General features: G+C 56.2%; 20 protein-coding genes and 1 riboswitch. Of the genes, 9 read left to right on the forward strand and 11 right to left on the reverse strand.

Going from position 1 to position 23,080, the window contains the following annotated elements; all coding sequences use genetic code 11:
- Window positions 1-27: 27 nt before the first annotated feature.
- Window positions 28-1,530 (reverse strand): L-arabinose isomerase, encoded by a 1,503-nt coding sequence (gene araA, locus ACTJI7_RS13980; RefSeq protein WP_063154823.1) that lies wholly within the window; start codon window positions 1,528-1,530, stop codon window positions 28-30.
- Window positions 1,531-1,540: 10 nt separating this feature from the next.
- Window positions 1,541-3,250 carry a ribulokinase gene (gene araB / locus ACTJI7_RS13985; RefSeq protein ID WP_063154822.1) on the reverse strand — a complete coding sequence of 570 codons (1,710 nt, stop codon included), beginning with the start codon at window positions 3,248-3,250 and terminating at the stop codon, window positions 1,541-1,543.
- 335 nt (window positions 3,251-3,585) lie between these two features.
- Here araB and araC point away from each other — a divergent pair, with 335 nt between their 5' ends.
- Entirely contained in the window at window positions 3,586-4,431 is an 846-nt protein-coding gene (gene araC / locus ACTJI7_RS13990; RefSeq protein ID WP_063154821.1) for an arabinose operon transcriptional regulator AraC, read from the forward strand.
- Window positions 4,432-4,549: 118 nt separating this feature from the next.
- Complete coding sequence (locus ACTJI7_RS13995; protein WP_047367316.1) at window positions 4,550-5,317, forward strand: DedA family protein; 768 nt, start codon at window positions 4,550-4,552, stop codon at window positions 5,315-5,317.
- A 37-nt stretch (window positions 5,318-5,354) separates the two neighbouring features.
- Here the strand turns inward: ACTJI7_RS13995 and thiQ are convergent, their stop codons facing one another.
- From thiQ to sgrR, 4 genes are all read right to left on the reverse strand, one after another.
- Complete coding sequence (thiQ, locus tag ACTJI7_RS14000; RefSeq protein WP_047367317.1) at window positions 5,355-6,056, reverse strand: thiamine ABC transporter ATP-binding protein ThiQ; 702 nt, start codon at window positions 6,054-6,056, stop codon at window positions 5,355-5,357.
- Window positions 6,040-7,650, reverse strand: coding sequence for a thiamine/thiamine pyrophosphate ABC transporter permease ThiP (gene thiP, locus ACTJI7_RS14005; protein ID WP_100171056.1), 1,611 nt, complete (start codon window positions 7,648-7,650; stop codon window positions 6,040-6,042). The genes thiQ and thiP overlap by 17 nt, the downstream gene beginning before the upstream one ends.
- Window positions 7,626-8,609 carry a thiamine ABC transporter substrate binding subunit gene (thiB, locus tag ACTJI7_RS14010; RefSeq protein ID WP_048960671.1) on the reverse strand — a complete coding sequence of 328 codons (984 nt, stop codon included), beginning with the start codon at window positions 8,607-8,609 and terminating at the stop codon, window positions 7,626-7,628. Before thiB ends, thiP begins: the two co-directional genes overlap by 25 nt.
- Window positions 8,610-8,640: 31 nt before the next feature.
- Window positions 8,641-8,741, reverse strand: a riboswitch (TPP riboswitch).
- Between the two features lie 36 nt (window positions 8,742-8,777).
- On the reverse strand, window positions 8,778-10,433 hold the full coding sequence (sgrR, locus tag ACTJI7_RS14015; RefSeq protein WP_048957875.1) for an HTH-type transcriptional regulator SgrR: 1,656 nt from the start codon (window positions 10,431-10,433) through the stop codon (window positions 8,778-8,780).
- An 88-nt stretch (window positions 10,434-10,521) separates the two neighbouring features.
- Here sgrR and sgrT point away from each other — a divergent pair, with 88 nt between their 5' ends.
- The 3 genes from sgrT (at window position 10,522) to ACTJI7_RS14030 (ending at window position 12,342) form a co-directional block, all read left to right on the forward strand.
- A complete protein-coding gene (gene sgrT, locus ACTJI7_RS14020) occupies window positions 10,522-10,674 on the forward strand; it encodes a glucose uptake inhibitor SgrT (protein WP_045631150.1) in 153 nt (50 codons plus the stop codon).
- 120 nt (window positions 10,675-10,794) lie between these two features.
- On the forward strand, window positions 10,795-11,973 hold the full coding sequence (locus ACTJI7_RS14025; protein ID WP_440670631.1) for a sugar efflux transporter: 1,179 nt from the start codon (window positions 10,795-10,797) through the stop codon (window positions 11,971-11,973).
- 216 nt (window positions 11,974-12,189) lie between these two features.
- Entirely contained in the window at window positions 12,190-12,342 is a 153-nt protein-coding gene (locus tag ACTJI7_RS14030; protein WP_010427008.1) for a Hok/Gef family protein, read from the forward strand.
- Between the two features lie 92 nt (window positions 12,343-12,434).
- Here ACTJI7_RS14030 and leuD read toward each other — a convergent pair whose 3' ends face one another.
- From leuD to leuL, 5 genes are all read right to left on the reverse strand, one after another.
- Entirely contained in the window at window positions 12,435-13,040 is a 606-nt protein-coding gene (leuD, locus tag ACTJI7_RS14035; RefSeq protein WP_028015497.1) for a 3-isopropylmalate dehydratase small subunit, read from the reverse strand.
- A 10-nt stretch (window positions 13,041-13,050) separates the two neighbouring features.
- Window positions 13,051-14,451 (reverse strand): 3-isopropylmalate dehydratase large subunit, encoded by a 1,401-nt coding sequence (gene leuC / locus ACTJI7_RS14040; RefSeq protein ID WP_028015498.1) that lies wholly within the window; start codon window positions 14,449-14,451, stop codon window positions 13,051-13,053.
- A 2-nt stretch (window positions 14,452-14,453) separates the two neighbouring features.
- Window positions 14,454-15,545, reverse strand: a complete 1,092-nt coding sequence (gene leuB / locus ACTJI7_RS14045) for a 3-isopropylmalate dehydrogenase (RefSeq protein WP_014882533.1) — start codon at window positions 15,543-15,545, stop codon at window positions 14,454-14,456.
- Window positions 15,545-17,116, reverse strand: a complete 1,572-nt coding sequence (gene leuA / locus ACTJI7_RS14050; protein WP_063154814.1) for a 2-isopropylmalate synthase — start codon at window positions 17,114-17,116, stop codon at window positions 15,545-15,547. The genes leuB and leuA overlap by 1 nt, the downstream gene beginning before the upstream one ends.
- 91 nt (window positions 17,117-17,207) lie before the next feature.
- The gene (gene leuL, locus ACTJI7_RS14055; RefSeq protein ID WP_108780318.1) at window positions 17,208-17,294 is read right to left on the reverse strand and encodes a leu operon leader peptide; all 87 of its coding nucleotides are present in this window, start codon (window positions 17,292-17,294) and stop codon (window positions 17,208-17,210) included.
- A gap of 609 nt (window positions 17,295-17,903) precedes the next feature.
- Here leuL and leuO point away from each other — a divergent pair.
- The 4 genes from leuO to cra all read left to right on the forward strand — a co-directional run bounded on the left by leuO (window position 17,904) and on the right by cra (window position 22,633).
- A complete protein-coding gene (leuO, locus tag ACTJI7_RS14060) occupies window positions 17,904-18,848 on the forward strand; it encodes a transcriptional regulator LeuO (RefSeq protein WP_041911249.1) in 945 nt (314 codons plus the stop codon).
- A gap of 380 nt (window positions 18,849-19,228) precedes the next feature.
- The gene (ilvI, locus tag ACTJI7_RS14065) at window positions 19,229-20,953 is read left to right on the forward strand and encodes an acetolactate synthase 3 large subunit (RefSeq protein ID WP_063154812.1); all 1,725 of its coding nucleotides are present in this window, start codon (window positions 19,229-19,231) and stop codon (window positions 20,951-20,953) included.
- Between the two features lies 1 nt (window position 20,954).
- Window positions 20,955-21,446, forward strand: a complete 492-nt coding sequence (gene ilvN, locus ACTJI7_RS14070; protein ID WP_063154811.1) for an acetolactate synthase small subunit — start codon at window positions 20,955-20,957, stop codon at window positions 21,444-21,446.
- A gap of 179 nt (window positions 21,447-21,625) precedes the next feature.
- Window positions 21,626-22,633 (forward strand): catabolite repressor/activator, encoded by a 1,008-nt coding sequence (gene cra, locus ACTJI7_RS14075; RefSeq protein ID WP_014168621.1) that lies wholly within the window; start codon window positions 21,626-21,628, stop codon window positions 22,631-22,633.
- Window positions 22,634-23,080 lie beyond the last annotated feature (447 nt).

Raw genomic sequence — 23,080 nt, forward strand, 5'->3', positions numbered from 1 at the left:
AGCGCAGCGCCACCGGGCATTACGTACTTAGCGTTTTGAACCGTAATAGACTTCGTTCCAGCGCAGCGCGTCTTTAAAGGCTGGCAGACGGGTGTCGTTATCAATCACGGTCAGCTCAATATCGTGCAGCTCGGCAAACTGGCGCATATCGTTCAGGTCCAGCGCGTGGCTGAAGACGGTGTGGTGCGCGCCACCCGCCAGGATCCACGCCTCTGACGCGGTTGGCAGGTCCGGCTGCGCTTTCCACAGGGCATTGGCGACCGGCAGCTTCGGCAGAGAGTGCGGAGTTTCAACCGCATCGACACAGTTCACCAGCAGGCGGAAGCGGTCGCCGAGGTCGATCAGGCTGGCGTTGATGGCCGGACCGGTACGGGTGTTGAAGATCAGACGGGCCGGATCCGCTTTGCCGCCGATGCCGAGGTACTGCACGTCAAGGATCGGTTTCTCTTCAACCGCGATGGAGGGACACACTTCCAGCATGTGCGAACCGAGCACCAGATCGTTGCCGTTCTCGAAGTGGTAGGTGTAGTCCTCCATAAAGGAGGTGCCGCCCTGCAGACCGGTCGACATCACCTTCATGATGCGAAGCAGAGCGGCAGTTTTCCAGTCGCCTTCACCCGCAAAGCCGTAACCCTGCTGCATCAGACGTTGTACTGCCAGACCCGGCAGCTGTTTCAGGCCGTGCAGGTCTTCAAATGTAGTGGTAAAGGCGTGGAAGCCGCCCTGTTCCAGAAAACGCTTCATGCCCAGCTCAATGCGTGCGGCATCCAGCACGTTCTGGCGCTTGTCGCCGTTAACTTGCGCCGCAGGCGTCAGGCGGTAGCTGCTTTCGTACTCGTCCACCAGCGCGCTCACGTCGCCGTCGCTGATTTCATTCACCACCTGCACCAGGTCGCCCACCGCCCAGGTATTCACGGAGAAGCCGAACTTGATCTGCGCCGCGACTTTATCGCCGTCGGTCACCGCCACTTCACGCATGTTGTCGCCGAAACGCACCACTTTCAGGTGGCGGGTATCCTGCTTAGAGACCGCCTGACGCATCCAGGAGCCGATACGCTGTTGCGCCTTGCCGTCCTGCCAGTGGCCGGTGACCACAGCGTGCTGCTGGCGCATGCGCGCGCCGATGAAGCCGAACTCGCGGCCGCCGTGCGCGGTCTGGTTCAGGTTCATGAAGTCCATGTCGATGCTGTCCCACGGCAGGGAGGCATTGAACTGAGTGTGGAACTGCAGCAGCGGTTTGTTGAGGATTGCCAGGCCGTTGATCCACATTTTGGCCGGTGAGAAGGTGTGCAGCCACACGACCAGGCCGGCGCATTTGTCGTCGTAGTTGGCATCGCGGCAGATGTTGGTGATTTCGTCCGGCGTCGTCCCCAGCGGCTTTAGCACCAGTTTGCACGGCAGTTTGGCTTCCGCGTTCAGCGCGTTAACCACGTGCTCCGCGTGTTTCGTTACCTGCTGCAGCGCTTCCGGTCCGTACAGATGCTGGCTGCCAATCACAAACCACACTTCATAATTATTAAAAATGGTCATCATCGTGTCCTTAATGGGTCAGGGTTGCCGTAGTGTCCGCGGTGCTTTTGGCCGGGGCGGCGACAGGGAGATAGTGAAGCTCGGCGCTTTTTGCCCATTGCTGGTAGCGCTGATAAAGCTGTTCAAAGCGTTGTGCCTGCTGGACACGCGGCTGGAGCGTGTTTTCGACGGCGCTTGCCATGTGCTGCTGCGCGGTCGGGATATCCGCATGAACGCCTGCGGCCACGGCAGCGAAAATCGCGGCGCCCAGCGCGCAGCACTGATCGGAGGCCACAATCTGCAGCGGACGGTTCAGCACGTCGCAGCAGGCCTGCATAATCACCGGGTTTTTACGGGCGATACCGCCCAGCGCCATCACGTTGTTCACGTCGATGCCCTGTTCGGTGAAGCACTCCATAATTGCGCGCGCGCCGAACGCGGTGGCGGCAATCAGACCGCCGAACAGCGCCGGGGCATCGGTCGCCAGGTTGAGATCGGTAATCACCCCCTTCAGGCGCTGGTTGGCAAACGGCGTGCGGCGACCGTTAAACCAGTCCAGCACCACCGGCAGGTGGTCGAGAGACGGATTTTTTGCCCAGGCTTCGGTGAGCTGCGGCAGGAGCTGTTTTTTGCTCGCGGTAATCTGCGTTTTCAGTTCAGGATGCGCGGCAGCCAGCTGATCCAGCGGCCAGCCGAGCACCCGGCCAAACCAGGCGTAGATATCGCCAAACGCGGACTGCCCCGCTTCGAGGCCGATAAAATCTGGCACCACGCTGCCGTCAACCTGGCCGCAGATCCCTTTCACCGCGCGGTCGCCGACGCTGGCTTTATCTGCCGTCAGAATGTCGCAGGTGGAGGTGCCAATCACTTTCACCAGCATGTTAGGCTGCGCACCCGCGCCCACGGCACCCATGTGGCAGTCGAACGCGCCGCCGGAAATGGTCACGCTTTGCGGCAGGCCGAGACGCGTCGCCCACTCTTCGCAGAGCGTGCCGACCGGAATATCGGCGGTGAAGGTGTCGGTAAAAAGCGGGTATTTCAGATTTTTGTTGATGATCGGGTCAAGCTCATCGAAGAACGCTGCCGGAGGAAGACCGCCCCAGCCTTCATGCCACAGGGATTTATGCCCGGCGCTGCAGCGGCCGCGGCGGATATCCTGCGGGCGAGTGGTGCCGGAGAGCAGGGCGGGAACCCAGTCGCACAGCTCAATCCAGGATGCCGCGGCCTGGGCGACCGAAGCGTCCGCGCGGGTAACGTGCAGGATTTTGGCCCAGAACCATTCGCTGGAGTAGATGCCGCCGATGTAGCGCGAGTAGTCGGTTTTTCCCGGCTGATGGCATAAGCGGGTGATGGCTTCCGCCTCTTCCACGGCAGTATGGTCTTTCCAAAGCACGAACATGGCGTTCGGGTTGTCGGCAAACTCCGGGCGCAGCGCCAGCACGCGGCCTTCAGCGTCCACCGGGGCTGGCGTTGAACCGGTGCTGTCGACACCAATCCCCACGACGTCGGCCCGCTGGGCGTCAGTCAGTTCAGCCAGCACGGTTTTGATCGCCGCTTCCATCGATTCAATGTAATCGCGCGGGTGGTGACGGAACTGGTTGTTTGGCGCGTCGCAGTAGCGCCCCTCTTGCCAGCGCGGATACCACTCAACGCTGGTTGCTATCTCCTGGCCAGTCGTACAGTCCACTGCCAGCGCGCGAACCGAGTCGCTGCCAAAATCGAGGCCAATTGCAATTGCCATGGTGTTGCTCCATCCGAAACAGGTATGGAAGAACATTAGAGACTGGGGATAAAAATCGTCAGGCAGGATCCGCTAATCTTATGGACTAAATTGCTGTAGCAACGGAAAGTGTGACGCCGTGCAAATATTCAATGTGGACATTTCTGCCGCACTTATAGACACTTTTGTTACTGCTTCTCTGCCCGTGCCGGCAGAAAAATCAGGGGAAAAGGCTGAAACATGGCGGACGTAAAAGAGGCGTGATGCTTTTTGGATCTTTTCGCAGGCCATTTTTATACTGCTTTTAACGATATGGACAAATGGTTTCCTTCAGGACCCTTGGGAGAACTGAATCTATGGCCGAACCGCAAAACGATCCCCTGCTGCCGGGATACTCATTTAACGCCCATCTGGTGGCGGGGCTGACGCCAATTGAGGCCGAGGGGTATCTCGATTTTTACGTCGACCGGCCGCTCGGCATGAAAGGGTATATTCTGAACCTGACCGTACGCGGGGAAGGGGTGATCAAAAACGGCGATCGGCAGTTTGTTTGCCGCCCGGGCGATATGCTGCTGTTCCCGCCGGGGGAGATCCACCACTACGGGCGTCACCCGGACGCCAAAGAGTGGTATCACCAGTGGGTCTATTTCCGCCCGCGTGCCTACTGGCAGGAGTGGCTCTCATGGCCGGCTATTTTCGCGCAAACCGGTTTTTTTCGTCCGGATGAGGCGCATCTGGCGCAGTTTCGTGAACTGTTCGCACAAATTATTGAGGCGGGGCAGGCGGGCGGGCGCTATGCCGAACTGCTGGCGATCAACCTGCTTGAGCAGGTGCTGCTGCGCCGCATGGAGGCAATCAACGAGTCGCTTAACCCACCGCTGGATAACCGCGTCCGCGACGCCTGCCAGTACATCAGCGACCATCTGGCCGACAGCCAGTTTGATATCGCCAGCGTCGCCCAGCACGTCTGTCTTTCGCCGTCCCGCCTGTCACACCTGTTCCGCCAGCAGCTTGGCGTGAGCGTGCTGAGCTGGCGTGAGGATCAGCGCATCAGCCAGGCAAAGCTGTTACTCAGTACCACCCGGATGCCTATCGCGACCGTCGGACGCAACGTGGGCTTTGAAGATCAGCTCTATTTCTCTCGCGTGTTTAAGAAGTGCACCGGCGCCAGTCCCAGTGAATTCCGCGCGGGATGTGAATAAACGGTAAACATTCAGGTGAACTTCAGGAGCATCCTGTAAACTATTCAGACAATTGATGCCTTGACGCGGTGCGGGGCGCTAAGCAGAATCGCTGATTCGTTTTCTGACCGGAATAGTTATGCAGGCATTGCTGGAACACTTTATTACCCAGTCCGTTATGTATTCGCTCATCGCTGTGGCGCTGGTGGCGTTTCTGGAATCGCTGGCGCTGGTCGGGCTGATCCTGCCTGGCACCGTGATGATGGCGGGGCTTGGGGCGCTTATTGGCAGCGGTGAGGTCAATTTCTGGCAGGCGTGGCTGGCCGGGATTATCGGCTGCCTGCTGGGGGACTGGATCTCCTTCTGGCTGGGCTGGCGCTTTAAGAAGCCGCTGCACCGCTGGTCGTTCATGAAAAAGAACAAAGCGCTGCTGGATAAAACCGAACATGCGCTGCACCAGCACAGCATGTTCACCATTCTGGTAGGCCGCTTTGTCGGGCCAACGCGTCCGCTGGTGCCGATGGTGGCGGGGATGCTGGACCTCCCCGTCGCAAAATTCGTGGTGCCGAATATTATCGGCTGCGTATTCTGGCCGCCGTTTTACTTCCTGCCGGGGATCCTCGCGGGTGCGGCCATTGATATCCCTGACGGTATGCAAAGCGGTGAGTTCAAGTGGCTGCTGCTGGGAACGGCGGTGCTGCTGTGGCTGGCGGTCTGGCTCTGCTGGCGGCTATGGCGCAGCGCGAAAGCCAGCGTCGATCGCCTGACGCGCTATCTCCCCCGCGCGCGCCTGCTCTGGCTGGCCCCGCTGACGCTGGGCGTGGCGGTGGTGGCGCTGGTCGCGCTGATTCGTCACCCGCTGATGCCGGTGTACGGCGAGATCCTGCTGAAGGTGGTGAGCCGTTAAGGTGTTTTCCCTCTCCCCGTGGGAGAGGGCGAGGGCGTCAGACCGCACGAATGCCCAACAATGAAGACGCCCCCGCGTTACCACTCAGAAGTTCTTCTGTTTCTCCATCCCACAAAATCCGTCCCTCCGCGATCACTACCGATCGGGGTGCAATGCGTGCGGCATCTTCAATGCTGTGCGAAACCATCAGCATCGTGATCTGCTGGCGCTGGCAAACCTCTTCCACCAGCGAGAGCATCTCCTGGCGCAGGGCCGGGTCGAGTGCCGAGAAGGGTTCGTCGAGCAGCAGCAGCGGCTGTTCGCGCACCAGACAACGTGCCAGCGCCACGCGCTGACGCTGGCCGCCGGAAAGCTCACCGGGCAGTCTTGAAATCAACGCGGACAGGCCCATTTGTTCGGCAATCGCCTCCAGCTTCTGACGCTGCGCAGCATTGAGTTTTAACCCCGGATCGATTCCCAGCGCGATGTTCTGCCACACCGTAAGGTGATTAAACAGATTGTTTTCCTGAAACAGCATCGACACCGGGCGCTTAGACGGCGGAGCGTAGGTATACTCGCCATTATCAATGACTATCGACCCGCTGACAGGCTGCAAAAAACCGGCAATCAAATTGAGCAGGGTACTTTTACCGGCCCCGCTTGGGCCAAGCACCGCAATTCGCTCTCCCTGACGAACAGAGAGGGTAAAACGCATCGGCAGATGCTGGTAAAGCCAGGTTACATCAGTCAGTTTTAACATCACGCCCCGGGAGTTTTTCGATAACGGTAAATAACGCAAAGCACAGCACCAGCAGTAAAAGTGCCGTGACCGCGCCGTCCTGGCTGCGATAGGAGCCAATTTGCTGATAAAGCCAGAAAGGCAGCGTGCGGAAATCCTCGTTGCCAAAGAGGGCCACCACGCCAAAATCCCCAATCGACAGCACGCAGGCGAAGGCCATCGCCTGGGCGAGCGGCCGCTTCAGGGCACGTAGTTCGACCACTTTCAGCCGCCGCCAGCCCATAATGCCAAGGGACTGGCACAGGGCGCTGTACCGGCTGTTAATATCCCGCATCGGGTTTTCCAGCACCTTCAGCGCGTACGGTATGGCCATTAAGGCGTTGGTAAAAATGACGATGCCGTCGGCGCTTTCCGGCAGGCCGATGGTGCTGTTAAACAGTAAAAAGAAGCCGGTCGCCAGCACAATGCCCGGCATCGCCAGGATCAGCATGCCCGTCAGTTCCAGCGCGTGTCCGGCTTTACGGGCATGTCGCGCGTACAGCTCGCGGCTGCTCCAGAGCAGCATCATGGTGAGCGTCACGCAGATTAGCCCGGCTGCCAGCGCGATACGCAATGAGGTCCATGTGGCTTGCCACAGGACCGGCTGTTGAAGTACCGATACCACATTCCTGTTGAGGCCATCGGCGATCACGGCCAGCAGCGGCGGCAGCAGAAGCAGGAGCGCCAGCGCGATCAGCATCACGTCCGAGATGCGGCTGTGCAGGCTGTCCTGCGGATCGCGCCAGCCAGAAAGATTATTGCTTCCTGCGGGGATCGCTTTGCTCAGCCGCTGGCTGAGTAACACCAGCGCCAGGCAGCACACCATCTGTACGATCGCCAGCAACGCGGCGCGGCCCGGATCGTAGTCGTAGCTTAATGCCTGATAGATCGCCAGCTCAATGGTGGTGGCCTGCGGGCCGCCGCCGAGAGAAAGCACGGTCGCAAAGCTGGCGAAACAGAGCATAAAGATCAGCGCGGCCACCGGGGCAATCTGGCGTCGCAGCCACGGCCATTCGACAAAGCGGAAGAATGACCATCCGCGCATGCCGAGCTGGGCCGCAATCTGGCGCTGCTCGCCGGGTATGTTCTCCAGCGCCTGCAAAAAGAGGCGCGTCGCCATCGGCATATTGAAGAAAATGTGTGCCAGCAGGATGCCCTTCAGCCCGTAGGGAGAGAAGGTCCATTCCAGGCCTAAAGACGCGAAGAGCGAGGCCAGCCAGCCCTGGCGACCGTATACGCTCAGAATGCCAAAAACGGCCACCAGCACGGGCAGGATCAGCGTCATGGCGCACAGGCGCAGCAGGGCCAGCCTGCCGGGGAAACGTCTGCGATAGAGGGCACGCGCAAGAAAAATGGCCGGGATGACTGACAGCAGCGCGGAGAGAAACGCCTGCCAGAAGGAGAAACGGATAACGTGCCAGAGATAGCTATCGTGCCAGAGCGCGAGCAGATCGCTCTCTGGCGCGTTAAACCACAGCGCCAGAAACGCTCCCAGACTGACGACCACCATCAGTATGGCGGCAATCAGTCCGGGAACTAACCAGCCGGGGATCAGCGGCTGACGGCGCGTTGCCATTCGCTTATCCATGCGGCACGCTGCGCGGCAACCTGCTGCGGCGTAAATTCCAGCGCGGTCTGCGGTTTGTTCAGCTGCTCAAAGCCTGCCGGCAGCGCCGCGTCGGTAACCGGGTACATCCAGTTGCCCGTCGGAATGGCGTTCTGGAATGCCGGGGAGACCATAAATTTCAGGAACTTCTCGGCCAGTTCCGGCTGTTTGCTGGCGGCGGTGCGGGCAGCCACTTCAACCTGCAGGTAGTGACCTTCAGCGAAATTCGCAGCCGCGTAGTTGTCTTTCTTCTCGGCAATAATATGATAGGCCGGAGAGGTGGTGTAGCTCAGCACCAGATCGCTTTCGCCTTTCAGGAACAGGCCGTAGGCTTCGCTCCAGCCTTTAGTGACCGTAACGGTTTTCGCAGCCAGCTTTTGCCACGCCTCCGGCGTTTTGTCGCCGTAGACTTTCTGCATCCACAGCAGCAGGCCCAGACCCGGCGTGCTGGTGCGCGGATCTTCGTATATCACGCGCCATTTCTGGTCGCTTTCGACCAGCTCTTTCAGGCTCTTCGGCGGGTTCTTCAGCTTGTTTTTATCGTAGACGAACGCAAAGTAGCCGTAATCGAAGGGAACGAAGGTGTCGTTTTTCCAGCCGCCCGGCACGTTGACGGCATCTGCCGCTACGCCGCTTTTGGCAAACAGTCTGGTTTGCGTGGCGGCTTCCAGCAGGTTGTTATCCAGCCCGAGCACCACGTCGGCCTTGCTGTTTTTCCCTTCCATGCGCAGGCGGTTAAGCAGCGACACGCCATCTTCCAGCGCCACGAACTTCAGCTCGCAGTTGCAGTCGGCTTCAAAGGCTTTTTTAACCACCGGGCCGGGGCCCCAGTCGGCGGAGAAGGAGTCGTAGGTATAGACCGTCAGAACAGGCTTAGCAAAAACAGGCAGCGCAACCAGCGCCAGCAGAGGAAGAACGTTTTTTAACACTTTGCACCTCAGGGTTGAGTGGCAAAGGATTTTGAGAAACAGCCTCAAATCCCTTCGCCGGCGTTATCCGGATCAGGTTCGACGGGTATTATCTCAGCGCACATCTGTGATGCAGCACCCCGTTGAGAACGGCGCTATTGTAATGATTTGGTGAATATTACGAAAGCGTTATGGCTCCGGCGGCGCAAACCAGGCGGATTTAAAATCAAACCAGCCCAGGGTGTTCATCCGCAGGCCGCGCATGCTGCGCTGTCCCTGGATCAGCAGCCAGTGGTGGATCAACGGTACGATGGTCTGCCCGGCCAGGAGCTCCTGGCACCACGCGGCCAGATCCATCTCTCCTGCCCGCCACTTCGCGGCGTCCTGCTGCCAGTCCCGGCTGATGCAGTGCTGAATGAGAGGCACTTCATACAGGTGTGAAAAGAGCGAGAAATCAAGCGGCAGCGTAAAGTTGGCGCTGTTGAGCCAGATATCGCTGACGACATCCCCGCGGTGCCATTCATCATAATCGACTTCCTGTATCGCCAGCGTCACGCCTTCGGCTGCCAGCAGCTTGCTCATGATCCTCGCGATAAACCGGTGCTCAATGTGATCGCGATAGTAGCTGAGGGTGATGGTCTCCAGCCCGGCGGGTTTTTCACTGCGTACCGGCTGAGCATGGTGCCAGCGCGGAAGCAGGCCATAGGCCGGAAACCACCAGGTCTGGTATTGCTCTTCAGCGTGATAAATCAGGTTAGCCGGGGCCAGAATATGGCTGATCCACTTGCGGACATCGTGGTTTGCTCCGCGGTGGCTGCGGCTGTCAAAAAGAAGATAGTAGCAGCCCTCCTCCAGGCGACTCTCGAACGCCTTTTCGCTGGTTGTGGGCCCCTCCAGGGTGAGGCCTGCGCTCAGTTCTTCGTTGAGGTCCGGTAACACCCAGACGTTCACTTCGTCGATCAGCGCCCGATAGCCAAAATAGTCATCAAAGGCGCGGATCTTCAGCTGATTGCTGTTATTGCGCGTAACGGAGTAGGGGCCTGTACCGATCGGCTGGCTGGAAAAATTGTTCAGGGATCGCCACTCGGCAGGCAGGATCATCGAGGGCACGTAGCCCAGAAGCCACGGCAGCCAGTTGTCTGGCTGGGACAGCTCAATATCCAGCGTCCAGGCCGTTGGGGAGTGGATCCGCGTGATATGCGAATAGAGCGGCAGCGTGCGGGCGCGCTCTAAAGAAGCGATGACGTCACGCATCTCCAGTTCGCGGCCATGGTGGAAGTGAATGCCCGGGCGTAAGAAGAAACGCCAGTGCAGGGGGGAAAGCTGCTGCCAGTGGTGCGCGATATCCGCTTCCAGTTCCCCGTTTTCCTCATTTATTTTCGTCAGACCGCTGAATATCTGCCGGGCCATGTGGGTTTCAGAGCGACGCAGCGCCGTACCGGGCAACAGATTTTTCATTGGGCGGTAGTATAGCACCCGCAGAATGTGGCGTCCCTGACGAAAGCTGCGTCCCAGGTGTGAGACCAGCATCTGGCGCACGGCGGCTTTGTCGCCCACCAGCTGGACCAGCTGATCGATACGGTCCTGCTCCAGCAGATCCTCCGCCCGCTGCTGCTGCAGCGCCAGGCCGGTATACAGGAAGGTCAAGCGTGAGCGCTTGCCGCGTCCCGCCTCGGCCTCCCAGCTTAGCCAGCCCTGCTGCTGCATAGTGTTGAGTAACGTGCGCATATGGCGGCGAGAGCAGTTGAGGAGTTCTGCCAGCTCGTTAAGCGTGGTCTCCTGCGATTGTCCCTCGCAGCACTGCCACAGGCGGATGAATTGTTGTTGCAGTCGACCGGAGGGCATAAAAGAGGAACTCCTGACAAAAAATCAGCAATTTATTAATCCCTATATTAAGCCAATAATGCTTCCCGATGAAGTGAGGAGGTAAATTATGAAGAGGTCTACCGCACGTCAGTTTTATCAGCAGTACTTTTCAGCGACAAAGGGAGTGTCCTGGCTGGCCCGCCAGTGTGCAGAGCAACGGCTGAGAATCCTGGAAGATCTGATGCAGTGGGACGTTACGAAACCGACCTCTTCTCGCTAACTCGCCTCGATCATGTGTGACTGAGTATTGGTGTTTATCACCCGCCAGCAAAATGTTTTTGCTGGCTTTTTTCGTTTATTCTTTCACCCAATTTCGATTCGCTTTCACAAGGACTTGCGCATGCTGTGGTTGATGACGATGGGGCGCCGCCTGAATGGCGTGTACGCTGCTTTTATGCTGGTGGCCTTCATGATGGGCGTGGCCGGTGCGCTACAGGCACCGACGCTGAGCCTGTTTCTCAGCCGCGAGGTGGGGGCGCAGCCGTTTTGGGTGGGCCTGTTTTATACCGTTAACGCGATTGCCGGGATCCTCGTTAGCCTGGGGCTGGCGAAACGATCCGACAGCCAGGGCGATCGCCGCAGGCTGATCCTCTTTTGCTGCGCCATGGCCGTGGGCAACGCGCTGCTTTTTGCCTTTAACCGTCATTACCTGACGCTCATCACCTGCGGCGTGCTGCTGGCCTCTCTGGCGAACACCGCCATGCCGCAGCTGTTCGCGCTGGCCCGTGAATACGCCGACAGCTCGGCGCGAGAGGGAGTGATGTTCAGCTCGGTGATGCGCGCACAGCTCTCGCTGGCGTGGGTCATCGGCCCGCCGCTGGCCTTCATGCTGGCGCTGAACTATGGCTTTACGGTCATGTTTTCTATCGCGGCAGGCATTTTTATTATCAGTCTGGCTCTGATTGCCTTTGCGCTGCCGTCTGTCGCCCGGGTTGAGCAGACGACGGATAAGCCCATCACTCAGGTGAGCGGCTGGCAGGATAAAAACGTGCGGATGCTGTTTATCGCCTCCACGCTGATGTGGACCTGCAACACCATGTACATTATTGATATGCCGCTGTGGATCAGCAGCGATCTAGACCTACCGGACAAGCTTGCGGGGATCTTAATGGGGACCGCCGCCGGGCTGGAAATTCCGGCGATGATTCTGGCGGGGTATTACGTTAAGCGCTTCGGAAAGCGTCGGATGATGATCGTTGCCGTGGCGGCTGGGGTGCTGTTCTACGCGGGGCTGCTCCTTTTCCATTCGCGTGAAGCGTTGCTGGCGCTGCAGCTGTTTAATGCCGTGTTCATTGGCATCGTTGCCGGGATCGGCATGCTCTGGTTCCAGGATCTCATGCCCGGCCGCGCCGGCTCTGCGACTACGCTTTTTACCAACAGTATTTCGACGGGCGTTATTCTGGCGGGAGTGATTCAGGGCGCGCTGGCGCAAAGTTATGGTCATGCCTCGGTTTACTGGATGATTGCGGCGATTTCGGTGGTAACGCTTGGGCTGACCTGCCGGGTCAAGGATGTTTGATTCTGGAAGGCGGCTTCACGAAATGAAACGATTTTCTGACAGATACAGAGAAGGCGCATAGAGTGCGTGACGGGTGCTTGAGGCTGTTTGCCTCAGGCTTTCGCAAGAGGCAAACAGTGGAGATTCCCACATCAAAAAACTGATGGGGAGACCAACTTCACAACCAACATTGCGAGGTTAGTCTCTTCATTGCCGAAAAGCAATAAGGAGGCTGGAATGCCAAAACGTACTCTGCTGTTAGGTTTGTTTCTGATCTGTACGACGCTATTGATCTTCACCTGGATGGTGCGTGATTCGCTGTGTGAGTTGCACTTCAGACAGGAGAAAACAGAGCTGGCGGCAGTGTTGGCTTACGAAGCGAAACGTTAGCGGTATTGGCGGGGGAAGTGTCCCCGCCTCTCCAGAGTGGTTGAGCCTCAACGCACCCTTATCAATGGCCCGCGCCCTGCGGGCCATTGCCTTTAGCCCATAAACGCAGGCTGTTTTTTCTCGTACGCTGAGATGGCATCCTCGTGCTGGAGCGTCAGGCCAATGCTGTCCAGACCGTTCAACATGCAGTGGCGACGGAAGGCATCAATGCTGAAGCTGTAGGTCTTATCCCCGGCTTTCACCACTTCCGCTTCCAGATCCACCTCAAATGCCATCCCCGGATTTGCCTTAACCAGCGCGAACAGTTCATCGACCTGCTCGTCGCTCAGCGTCACCGGCAGCAACTGGTTGTTGAAGCTGTTGCCGTAGAAGATATCCGCGAAGCTCGGGGCGATAACCACCTTAAAGCCGTAGTCGGTCAGCGCCCAGGGCGCATGCTCACGCGAGGAGCCGCAGCCGAAGTTTTCTCGCGCCAGAAGAATGGATGCACCTTTGTATTCCGGGAAGTTCAGGACGAACTCCGGGTTTGGCACTTCGCCTTTGTCGTCCAGAAAACGCCAGTCGTTGAACAGGTGTGCGCCAAAACCAGTGCGGGTCACTTTCTGCAAAAACTGCTTCGGAATGATCGCGTCCGTATCGACGTTAGCGGCGTCCAGCGGGACAACACGGCCCGTATGTTGGGTAAATTTCTCTGCCATGATTGTCTCCTTATTTCAGGCTGCGAATATCGGCGAAATGGCCGGTGACTGCCGCAGCGGCGGCCATTGCCGGGCTGACCAGGTGGGTGCGTCCACCCCGGCCCTGACGGCCTTCAAAATTACGGTTACTGGTGGAGGCGCAGCGCTCGCCCGGATTCAGACGGTCGTTGTTCATCGCCAGACACATTGAGCAGCCCGGCAGACGCCATTCGAAGCCTGCTTCGATAAAGATCTTATCCAGTCCTTCCGCTTCCGCCTGGGCTTTCACCGGACCGGAGCCTGGAACCACCAGCGCCTGCACGCCCGGCGCCACTTTGCGACCTTTGGCAATCTCTGCCGCCGCGCGTAAATCCTCGATACGGGAGTTGGTGCAGGAGCCGATGAACACCTTATCAATGTTCACGTCGGTCAGCGGTACGCCGGGTTTCAGCCCCATATAGGCCAGCGCTTTTTCCGCGCTGGCGCGTTCGACCGGATCGGCGAAGGAAGCCGGGTCAGGAATGCTGTCGTTGACAGAAATGACCTGGCCAGGATTGGTACCCCAGGTGACTTGCGGCGCAATCTCTTCCGCCTGCAGCGTGACAACGGTATCAAAGGTGGCACCGTCGTCAGTTTTCAGGGTTTTCCAGTACGCGACCGCGTCGTCAAAATCCTGACCTTTCGGCGCGTGCAGACGGCCTTTCACATAGTTGAAGGTGGTTTCGTCCGGTGCGACCAGGCCTGCTTTAGCACCCATCTCAATCGCCATGTTGCACAGGGTCATACGGCCTTCCATGCTCAGCGCCTGAATGGCTTCACCGCAGAATTCCACCACGTGACCGGTACCGCCTGCGCTGCCGGTTTTGCCGATAATCGCCAGCACGATATCTTTCGCAGTGATACCCGGCGCGGCTTTGCCCTTCACCTCAATCTTCATGGTTTTGGCGCGGCCCTGTTTCAGAGTTTGCGTCGCCAGAACGTGCTCAACTTCCGATGTGCCGATGCCGAACGCCAGCGCGCCAAACGCGCCGTGGGTCGCGGTATGGGAGTCGCCGCAGACGATGGTCATGCCCGGCAGCGTAATACCCTGCTCAGGTCCCATCACGTGGACGATGCCCTGATACGGGTGGTTCAGATCGTACAGCTCCACGCCAAATTCGTTGCAGTTCTTGATCAGCTCCTGCATCTGGATGCGCGCCATCTCGCCGGAAGCATTGATGTCTTTGGTCTGGGTAGAGACGTTGTGATCCATCGTGGCAAAGGTTTTACCCGGCTGGCGCACCGGACGCTTGTGCGCGCGCAGGCCGTCGAAGGCCTGCGGAGAGGTCACTTCGTGCACCAGGTGGCGGTCAATGTACAGCAGCGGGGTTTCGTTTGGCGCCTCGTAGACAACGTGCGCATCAAACAATTTTTCATATAACGTCTTGGCCATGATTACACCCCTTCAGCGACATAGCGGGCAATGATGTCGCCCATTTCATCAGTACTGACTGCTGCCGTGCCGCGCGCTAAGTCACCGGTACGGACGCCTTCTTCTAACGCCCGGTTAATGGCGTTTTCAATTGCGGTTGCTGCGTCGCCTGCATCGAGGCTGTAGCGCAGCAGCAGGGCCAGGGAGAGGATCTGCGCAATCGGGTTCGCAATGTTCTTGCCTGCGATATCCGGCGCGGAACCGCCCGCCGGTTCGTACAGGCCAAAGCCTTCTTCATTCAGGCTGGCGGATGGCAGCATGCCCATAGAGCCGGTGATCATCGCGCACTCGTCAGACAAAATATCGCCGAACAGGTTGGAGCAGAGCAGCACGTCAAACTGGGACGGATCCTTAATCAGCTGCATGGTCGCGTTGTCGATGTACATATGCGACAGCTCAACGTCCGGGTACTGCTTAGCGACTTCACTGACGATCTCGCGCCACAAAATGGACGACTGCAGCACGTTCGCTTTATCAATGGAGGTCACCTTATGGCGGCGCTTGCGTGCAGATTCAAAGGCGATATGGGCGATACGTTCAATTTCGAAACGGTGGTACACCTCGGTATCAAACGCTTTCTCATGCTGACCGCTGCCTTCGCGACCTTTTGGCTGACCGAAGTAGATCCCGCCCGTCAGCTCACGCACGCACAGGATGTCGAAACCGTTGGCCGCGATATCCGCGCGCAGCGGACAAAACTCTTCCAGCCCCTGATACAGCTTAGCCGGACGCAGGTTACTGAACAGTTTAAAATGTTTACGCAGCGGCAGCAGCGCGCCGCGCTCTGGCTGCTCTGCTGGCGGCAGGTGTTCCCATTTTGGGCCACCGACGGAGCCAAACAGCACGGCATCGGCATTTTCGCAGCCTTCAACGGTGGCTTTCGGCAATGGCGTTCCGTGGTTATCAATCGCAATACCGCCCACGTCGTAGTGGCTGGTGGTAATTTTCATCGCAAAACGCGAGCGAACGGCTTCCAGTACTTTCAGCGCCTGTGCCATCACTTCCGGACCAATACCGTCACCCGGCAACACAGCAATATGGTAGTTCTTCGACATTACACGGTTTCCTTGTTGTTCTCTTTATTCTGAGCTTTGCGTTGCAACTCTTTTTCGACTTCAGCGGCGCGCCAGATGTTGTTCAGGACGTGCACCATCGCTTTCGCGGAGGATTCGACAATATCCGTCGCCAGGCCCACACCGTGGAAACGGCGGCCATTATAGTTGACGACGATATCCACCTGACCCAGCGCGTCTTTACCGTGCCCTTTCGCCGTCAGGTCGTATTTCACCAGCTCTACGTCGTACTCGGTAACGCGGTTGATCGCCTGATAGATGGCATCCACAGGGCCGTTACCGTTGGCGGCTTCCGCTTTAATTTCATCACCGCAGGCCAGCTTGACCGAGGCGGTAGCGATGTCGCTGGAGCCGGACTGCACGTTGAAGTAGTCCAGACGGAAGTGCTCTGGCTCTTCCTGCTGCTTGTTGATGAAGGCCAGCGCTTCCAGGTCGTAATCGAATACCTGGCCTTTCTTGTCGGCCAGCTTCAGGAACGCGTCGTACAGCTGATCCATGTTGTAATCGCTGTCCTGATAGCCCATCTCTTCCATCCGGTGTTTCACTGCCGCACGACCGGAACGGGAGGTCAGGTTCAGCTGAACCTGGTTCAGGCCGATGGATTCCGGAGTCATGATTTCGTAGTTTTCACGGTTTTTCAGCACGCCGTCCTGGTGAATACCGGAGGAGTGGGCGAACGCGCCGGTTCCAACAATCGCCTTGTTAGCCGGGATCGGCATGTTGCAAATCTGGCTGACGGTCTGGCTGGTGCGCCAGATTTCATTGTGATTGATGCGGGTGTGCACGTTCATGATGTCTTTGCGCACCTTGATCGCCATGATCACTTCTTCCAGTGAACAGTTGCCCGCGCGTTCACCGATACCGTTCATTGCACCTTCTACCTGACGTGCACCGGCGTGCACCGCAGCGATGGCATTGCCTACGGCCAGGCCCAAATCATCATGGGTATGTACTGAGATGATTGCTTTATCAATGTTAGGTACGCGCTCATACAGGCCGGTAATGATGCTGGAGAACTCAAACGGCATGGTATAGCCGACGGTGTCCGGGATATTGATGGTTTTAGCGCCCGCGTTGATGGCGGCTTCGACTACGCGCGCCAGGTCTTCAATCGGCGTACGGCCCGCATCTTCACAGGAGAATTCAACGTCATCGGTGTAGTTGCGTGCGCGCTTAACCATGTATACCGCGCGTTCAATGACCTCATCCAGCGTGCTGCGCAACTTGGTTGCGATGTGCATTGGTGAGGTTGCAATAAAGGTATGAATACGGAAGGCTTCGGCCACCTTCAGCGACTCAGCCGCAACGTCGATGTCTTTCTCTACGCAGCGCGCCAGACCGCACACGCGGCTGTTTTTAATGGTGCGGGCGATAGTCTGTACGGATTCAAAATCACCCGGAGAGGAGACGGGGAAACCGACCTCCATCACGTCGACGCCCATACGCTCGAGAGCCAGCGCAATCTGCAGTTTCTCTTTTACACTCAGGCTTGCCTGTAATGCCTGTTCACCGTCACGTAAAGTAGTATCGAAAATAATGACTTGCTGGCTCATGGGTTAGGTCCTTGTCAGTCTTAGGGCGCCTTGCTACGAGCATAAAAAAACCCGCGCAGTGGCGCGGGTTTTTAGTCTTACTGGTGACGATTCAACGCTGAATTTCGCCCGCCAGTCTACCGCGCACAGTGGATGCGTTTAGTAGTAGTAGACTGATGAAACGAATGGTGCGTGTCATGAATCGTGCTCCGTTAAATTCAATATGCTTTTAGTGGTACTGGATACCGCTGTGCATGTCAACCCCTGATGGTAAAAACGGCCCCAGAAGGCTAAACAGAGAGGGTGTGTTGTTTAGCTTATTGTGCTGGGTTTTTGATTTTTAACTTAACTAATTGTCTATTTTTGGACTTAAAAAACATTTGCAGAAACGAATAAACATAACGGGTATTTTTCAGGTGACGCAGTCCTCACAAATGCTTTCTCTTTAAACCGTTTTACTATCATAGAGTTATCTTTTTTTGAGAGAGCTTTTTCTCCCTTCAAATAGAATCATTGATAACAGATTGTTAACTTAATTCTGCTCAATGTCGATAACAGTTTAATTATACTTAAGTCATCCTTAACTGGATGGTTATTGTATATTGATTTGGTTTATGGTTTCATTCAAACACTAAAGTTAAGCATATCCTTTGTGCCGTTTTGTATTATAGCATTATTAGATAATCTTTATATATTCCGATTTTTAAACAATTTTCTTTCGCTGGTCGTATCTGCATGGTAAATCATATTTTTCGAAATTATTACAGTGCGTTGGCGAAGGGAGTGTAGCGTGACAGTGGAGTCAGAAGTGCCAGAAAATAATATTAAACAACCACAGATTACTGATGGAATTAAACCACAGTTACGCACGGTGGATCTTAATCTACTGACGGTGTTTGATGCTGTCATGCAGGAGCAGAATATCACGCGTGCGGCACAAGCCCTGGGGATGTCACAGCCTGCCGTAAGTAATGCCGTTGCCAGGCTTAAGGTTATGTTCAACGACGAATTGTTTGTTCGTTATGGAAGAGGGATCCAGCCTACAGCGCGGGCTTTCCAGCTTTTCGGCTCCATCCGCCAGGCGCTGCAGCTGGTGCAAAATGAGCTGCCGGGCTCGGGCTTTGAACCCTTAAGCAGTGAGCGAGTATTCCATCTCTGCGTCTGCAGTCCATTAGATAATTATCTGACATCAATTATTTATAATAAAGTTGAAGAGATCGCACCTAATATTAATCTCGTCTTTAAATCGTCCTTAAATCAAAACACCGAACACCAGTTACGTTACCAGGAAATCGAATTCGTCCTGGGTTATGAAGAATTCCGCCGTCCTGAATTTTCCTGTGTACCGCTGTTTAAAGATGAAATGGTGCTGGTTGCCAGCAAAAAACATCCACGACTGAATGCGCCGTTACGTGAAAGTGACGTTTATAGCGAACAGCATGCCGTTGTTGCGCTCGACAGATATGCCTCCTTTAGCCTGCCCTGGTACGACACTGCGGAGAAACAGGCGAGCGTGGCTTATCAGGGGATGGCCATGGTCAGCGTGTTAAACGTCGTTTCCCAGACGCAGCTGGTGGCAATTGCCCCACGCTGGCTGGCAGAAGAGTTCTCTGGCGCGTTAAATCTGCAAATTTTGCCTCTGCCGCTCAAGCTAAATAGCCGCACCTGCTATCTCTCCTGGCATGAAGCTGCTGGACGGGATAAAGGACATCAGTGGATGGAAGAGCTACTTATTAGCATCTGCCGTCGGTAATCGAGTCAGGATAAATTGCCTCTTTGTATGTGATTTATCCTGGTTTTGTTTCTTTTATTAATATTTTGTTCTGTTACGTATTTTATCTGGCGTCTGCCAGGCCCGTAAAAATAGATGATTTTCTACATCGCCGCGCTTTTCAGCGATGATTTATCATCTCATCCCCTAATTTCAGATGAATTAACCATATCCTCTGACAATGTCTGTTTTTTCTGCTTTCACGGCCTCTTCTCTCTCCTGGTTTGCGAATTGCCTGCCTCATAACGAGCGGTTAAGGTAAGTATCACTCTGCAAAATAGAAGACGGGTTCATCCCGATCGCAAGACGGTGCGGAAATGAATTCGGCGGTCCGTCTATAACAAAATGCCTGGAGGCAAAGCATGGAGATGTTGTCTGGCGCGGAAATGGTCGTCCGGTCGCTGATCGATCAGGGCGTAAAGCAAGTGTTCGGCTATCCTGGCGGCGCGGTCCTCGATATTTATGACGCACTGCATACGGTAGGGGGTATTGACCATGTGCTGGTACGCCATGAGCAGGCGGCGGTACATATGGCCGATGGCCTGGCGCGTGCGACGGGTGAAGTGGGCGTGGTCCTGGTCACGTCGGGGCCCGGTGCAACAAACGCCATTACCGGCATTGCGACCGCGTACATGGACTCTATTCCGCTGGTGATCCTTTCCGGACAGGTCGCGACATCACTGATTGGCTATGATGCGTTTCAGGAGTGCGATATGGTCGGGATTTCGCGTCCCGTCGTGAAGCACAGCTTCCTGGTCAAGCAAACCGAAGACATTCCTGGCATTCTGAAGAAGGCGTTCTGGCTGGCGGCAAGCGGGCGCCCGGGGCCGGTGGTGGTCGATCTCCCTAAAGATATCCTGAACCCGGCAAACAAGCTGCCTTATGTCTGGCCGGAATCGGTGAGCATGCGCTCTTACAACCCAACAACGCAGGGCCACAAAGGTCAGATCAAACGCGCGCTGCAAACGCTGCTGGCCGCTAAAAAACCGGTGGTCTATGTCGGTGGCGGGGCCGTCAATTCAGCGTGTGAGGCACAGCTTCGTGAACTGGTTGAAAAGCTCAATCTTCCTGTTGCGTCATCGCTGATGGGACTCGGAGTGTTTCCCGCCACCCACCGTCAGGCGCTCGGCATGTTGGGTATGCACGGTACCTATGAAGCCAACATGACGATGCATCATTCTGACGTCATCTTTGCCGTCGGCGTGCGTTTTGACGATCGTACTACCAACAACCTGGCGAAGTATTGCCCGAATGCCACCGTGCTGCACATTGATATCGATCCGACGTCAATTTCAAAAACGGTGTCTGCTGATGTACCTATCGTCGGCGACGCGCGACAGGTCCTTGAACAAATGCTGGATCTGCTGGCGCTGGAAAACACAGCGCAGCCGCTGGATGAAATCCGTGACTGGTGGCAGCAAATTGAGCAATGGCGCGCGCGGCAGTGTCTGAAATATGACACCCAAAGCGAGCATATTAAGCCGCAGGCGGTCATCGAAACGGTATGGCGACTGACGAAAGGCGACGCGTATGTGACCTCTGATGTGGGCCAGCATCAAATGTTTGCCGCCCTCTATTATCCGTTTGATAAACCGCGCCACTGGATCAACTCGGGAGGTTTAGGCACGATGGGCTTTGGCCTGCCTGCCGCGCTGGGCGTGAAGCTGGCGCTGCCAAATGAAACCGTCGTCTGCGTGACCGGAGACGGCAGTATTCAGATGAACATTCAGGAACTTTCCACCGCGCTGCAATATGAGCTGCCGGTACTGGTGCTCAACCTTAATAACGGCTATCTCGGTATGGTGAAGCAGTGGCAGGATATGATCTACTCGGGCCGCCACTCTCAGTCATATATGAAATCGCTGCCGGATTTTGTTCGTCTTGCTGAAGCTTACGGTCATATAGGGATGCGGGTGACCGATCCGGCTGAACTGGAAACGAAGCTCGCAGAAGCGCTTGAGCACGTTAAAAACAACCGCCTCGTCTTTATGGATGTCATCGTTGATGGAACCGAGCACGTTTATCCGATGCATATTCGCGGCGGCGGTATGGACGAGATGTGGTTAAGCAAAACGGAGAGAACCTGATATGCGCCGGATATTATCGGTATTACTGGAAAACGAGTCTGGCGCACTGTCGCGCGTCATTGGGCTTTTTGCGCAGCGTGGTTATAACATTGAAAGCCTGACCGTGGCGCCAACGGACGATCCGACGCTGTCGCGTATGACGATTCAGACCGTTGGCGATGCCAAGGTAATTGAGCAGATCGAGAAACAGCTGCATAAGCTGGTCGATGTGCTGCGCGTAAGCGAGCTAGGGCAGGGCGCTTACGTTGAGCGTGAGGTCATGCTGGTCAAAATACAGGCCAGCGGTTACGGGCGCGAAGAGGTCAAACGCAATGCGGATATCTTCCGCGGGCAGATCATCGACGTCACGCCTTCTCTTTATACGGTTCAACTGGTCGGAGCCAGTGACAAGCTGGACGCTTTCCTGGCATCTGTGCGAGATGTAGCAAAAATTGTTGAGGTGGCGAGATCGGGGATCGTTGGTCTGTCACGCGGCGAGAAAATCATGCGGTAGTTGTTAAAAAGGTTCGCCTCTTTCAGCCCGGTCACCAAAGCCGGGCTTTTTTTTGCGTAATCAGCCGACAACGCAGATAAAAGCGGTTGCCGCGAAGGCTTTTCTGCGTTTAGATGTTAAAAGATTTAACCATAACCTTGACAGGGCCATGGACTCTTTTCTTTTTTTAAGGGGCAATTGTGAAACTGGATGAAATCGCCCGGCTAGCCGGCGTGTCACGAACAACGGCCAGCTATGTGATTAACGGCAAAGCAAAGCAGTACCGCGTCAGCGATAAGACCGTTGAAAAAGTTATGGCGGTGGTTCGTGAGCATAACTACCATCCGAATGCTGTCGCTGCCGGCCTGCGTGCCGGGCGCACCCGCTCTATTGGTCTGGTGATCCCGGATCTGGAAAACACCAGCTATACCCGTATCGCCAACTATCTTGAACGTCAGGCCCGCCAGCGCGGTTACCAGCTGCTGATCGCCTGTTCTGAAGACCAGCCCGATAACGAGATGCGCTGCATTGAACATCTGCTCCAGCGTCAGGTCGATGCCATCATCGTCTCGACCTCCTTACCGCCGGAGCATCCGTTTTACCAGCGCTGGGCGAACGATCCGTTCCCCATCGTGGCGCTGGACCGCGCGCTCGATCGTGAGCATTTCACAAGCGTAGTGGGTGCCGATCAGGATGACGCGGAAATGCTGGCTGCTGAGCTGAGAACCTTCCCCGCTGAAACGGTGCTGTATCTTGGCGCGCTGCCCGAGCTTTCCGTAAGCTTCCTCCGTGAGCAAGGGTTCAGAACCGCCTGGAAAGACGATCCGCGTGAAGTCCACTATCTCTATGCCAACAGCTATGAACGCGAAGCCGCTGCGCAGCTGTTCGAAAAATGGCTGGAGACGCACCCGATGCCCCAGGCGCTGTTCACCACGTCATTTGCCCTTCTGCAGGGGGTAATGGATGTCACCTTGCGTCGTGAAGGCAAGCTTCCCTCTGACCTGGCGATCGCCACGTTTGGGGATAACGAGCTTCTCGATTTCCTTCAGTGCCCGGTGCTGGCGGTGGCCCAGCGTCACCGAGATGTAGCGGAACGCGTCCTGGAGATTGTTCTGGCGAGCCTAGATGAGCCGCGCAAACCGAAGCCGGGTCTGACGCGTATCAAACGTAATCTCTATCATCGCGGAATTTTGAGCCGCCATAAATGAAATGACGGGGCGGCGAAAAACCGCCCCTTTTTACTGGAATAATTCGCCGAGTTAATTCCCGCAGTGAAATTAGGATAATTCTTGAGAGATCCTAATCTACTATTTTTCTTAATTCATTTTGCCGTTTAAAAGGGTCCTTAAAGAATCATGAAGCGATTTTTAAAAGCCTCTCTTTGTATTACTTTGTTACAAACCCTCTTCGGTCGATGAATATTCAGACGTTTTTCCTTCCCCCCGACCGGCCAGCAACGCAACCGCCGCTTCCACCGACCGATTGAGTGAATCTGGCGCTGTTATCCCCTGACAATCTGTCATAAAATGCTGCCCGCGTCGCAAACTGACACTTTATATTTATCTGCGATGATATTGAGTGAGCCTTAACGCTAGTGTGCATATTCGGTTTTTTTCTTACAAATATTCATAACGTTAATTTGCCTCGCCAGTTGT

Source organism: Enterobacter sp. 22499 (assembly GCF_052044815.1).
Taxonomy (GTDB): Bacteria; Pseudomonadota; Gammaproteobacteria; order Enterobacterales; family Enterobacteriaceae; genus Enterobacter; species Enterobacter bugandensis.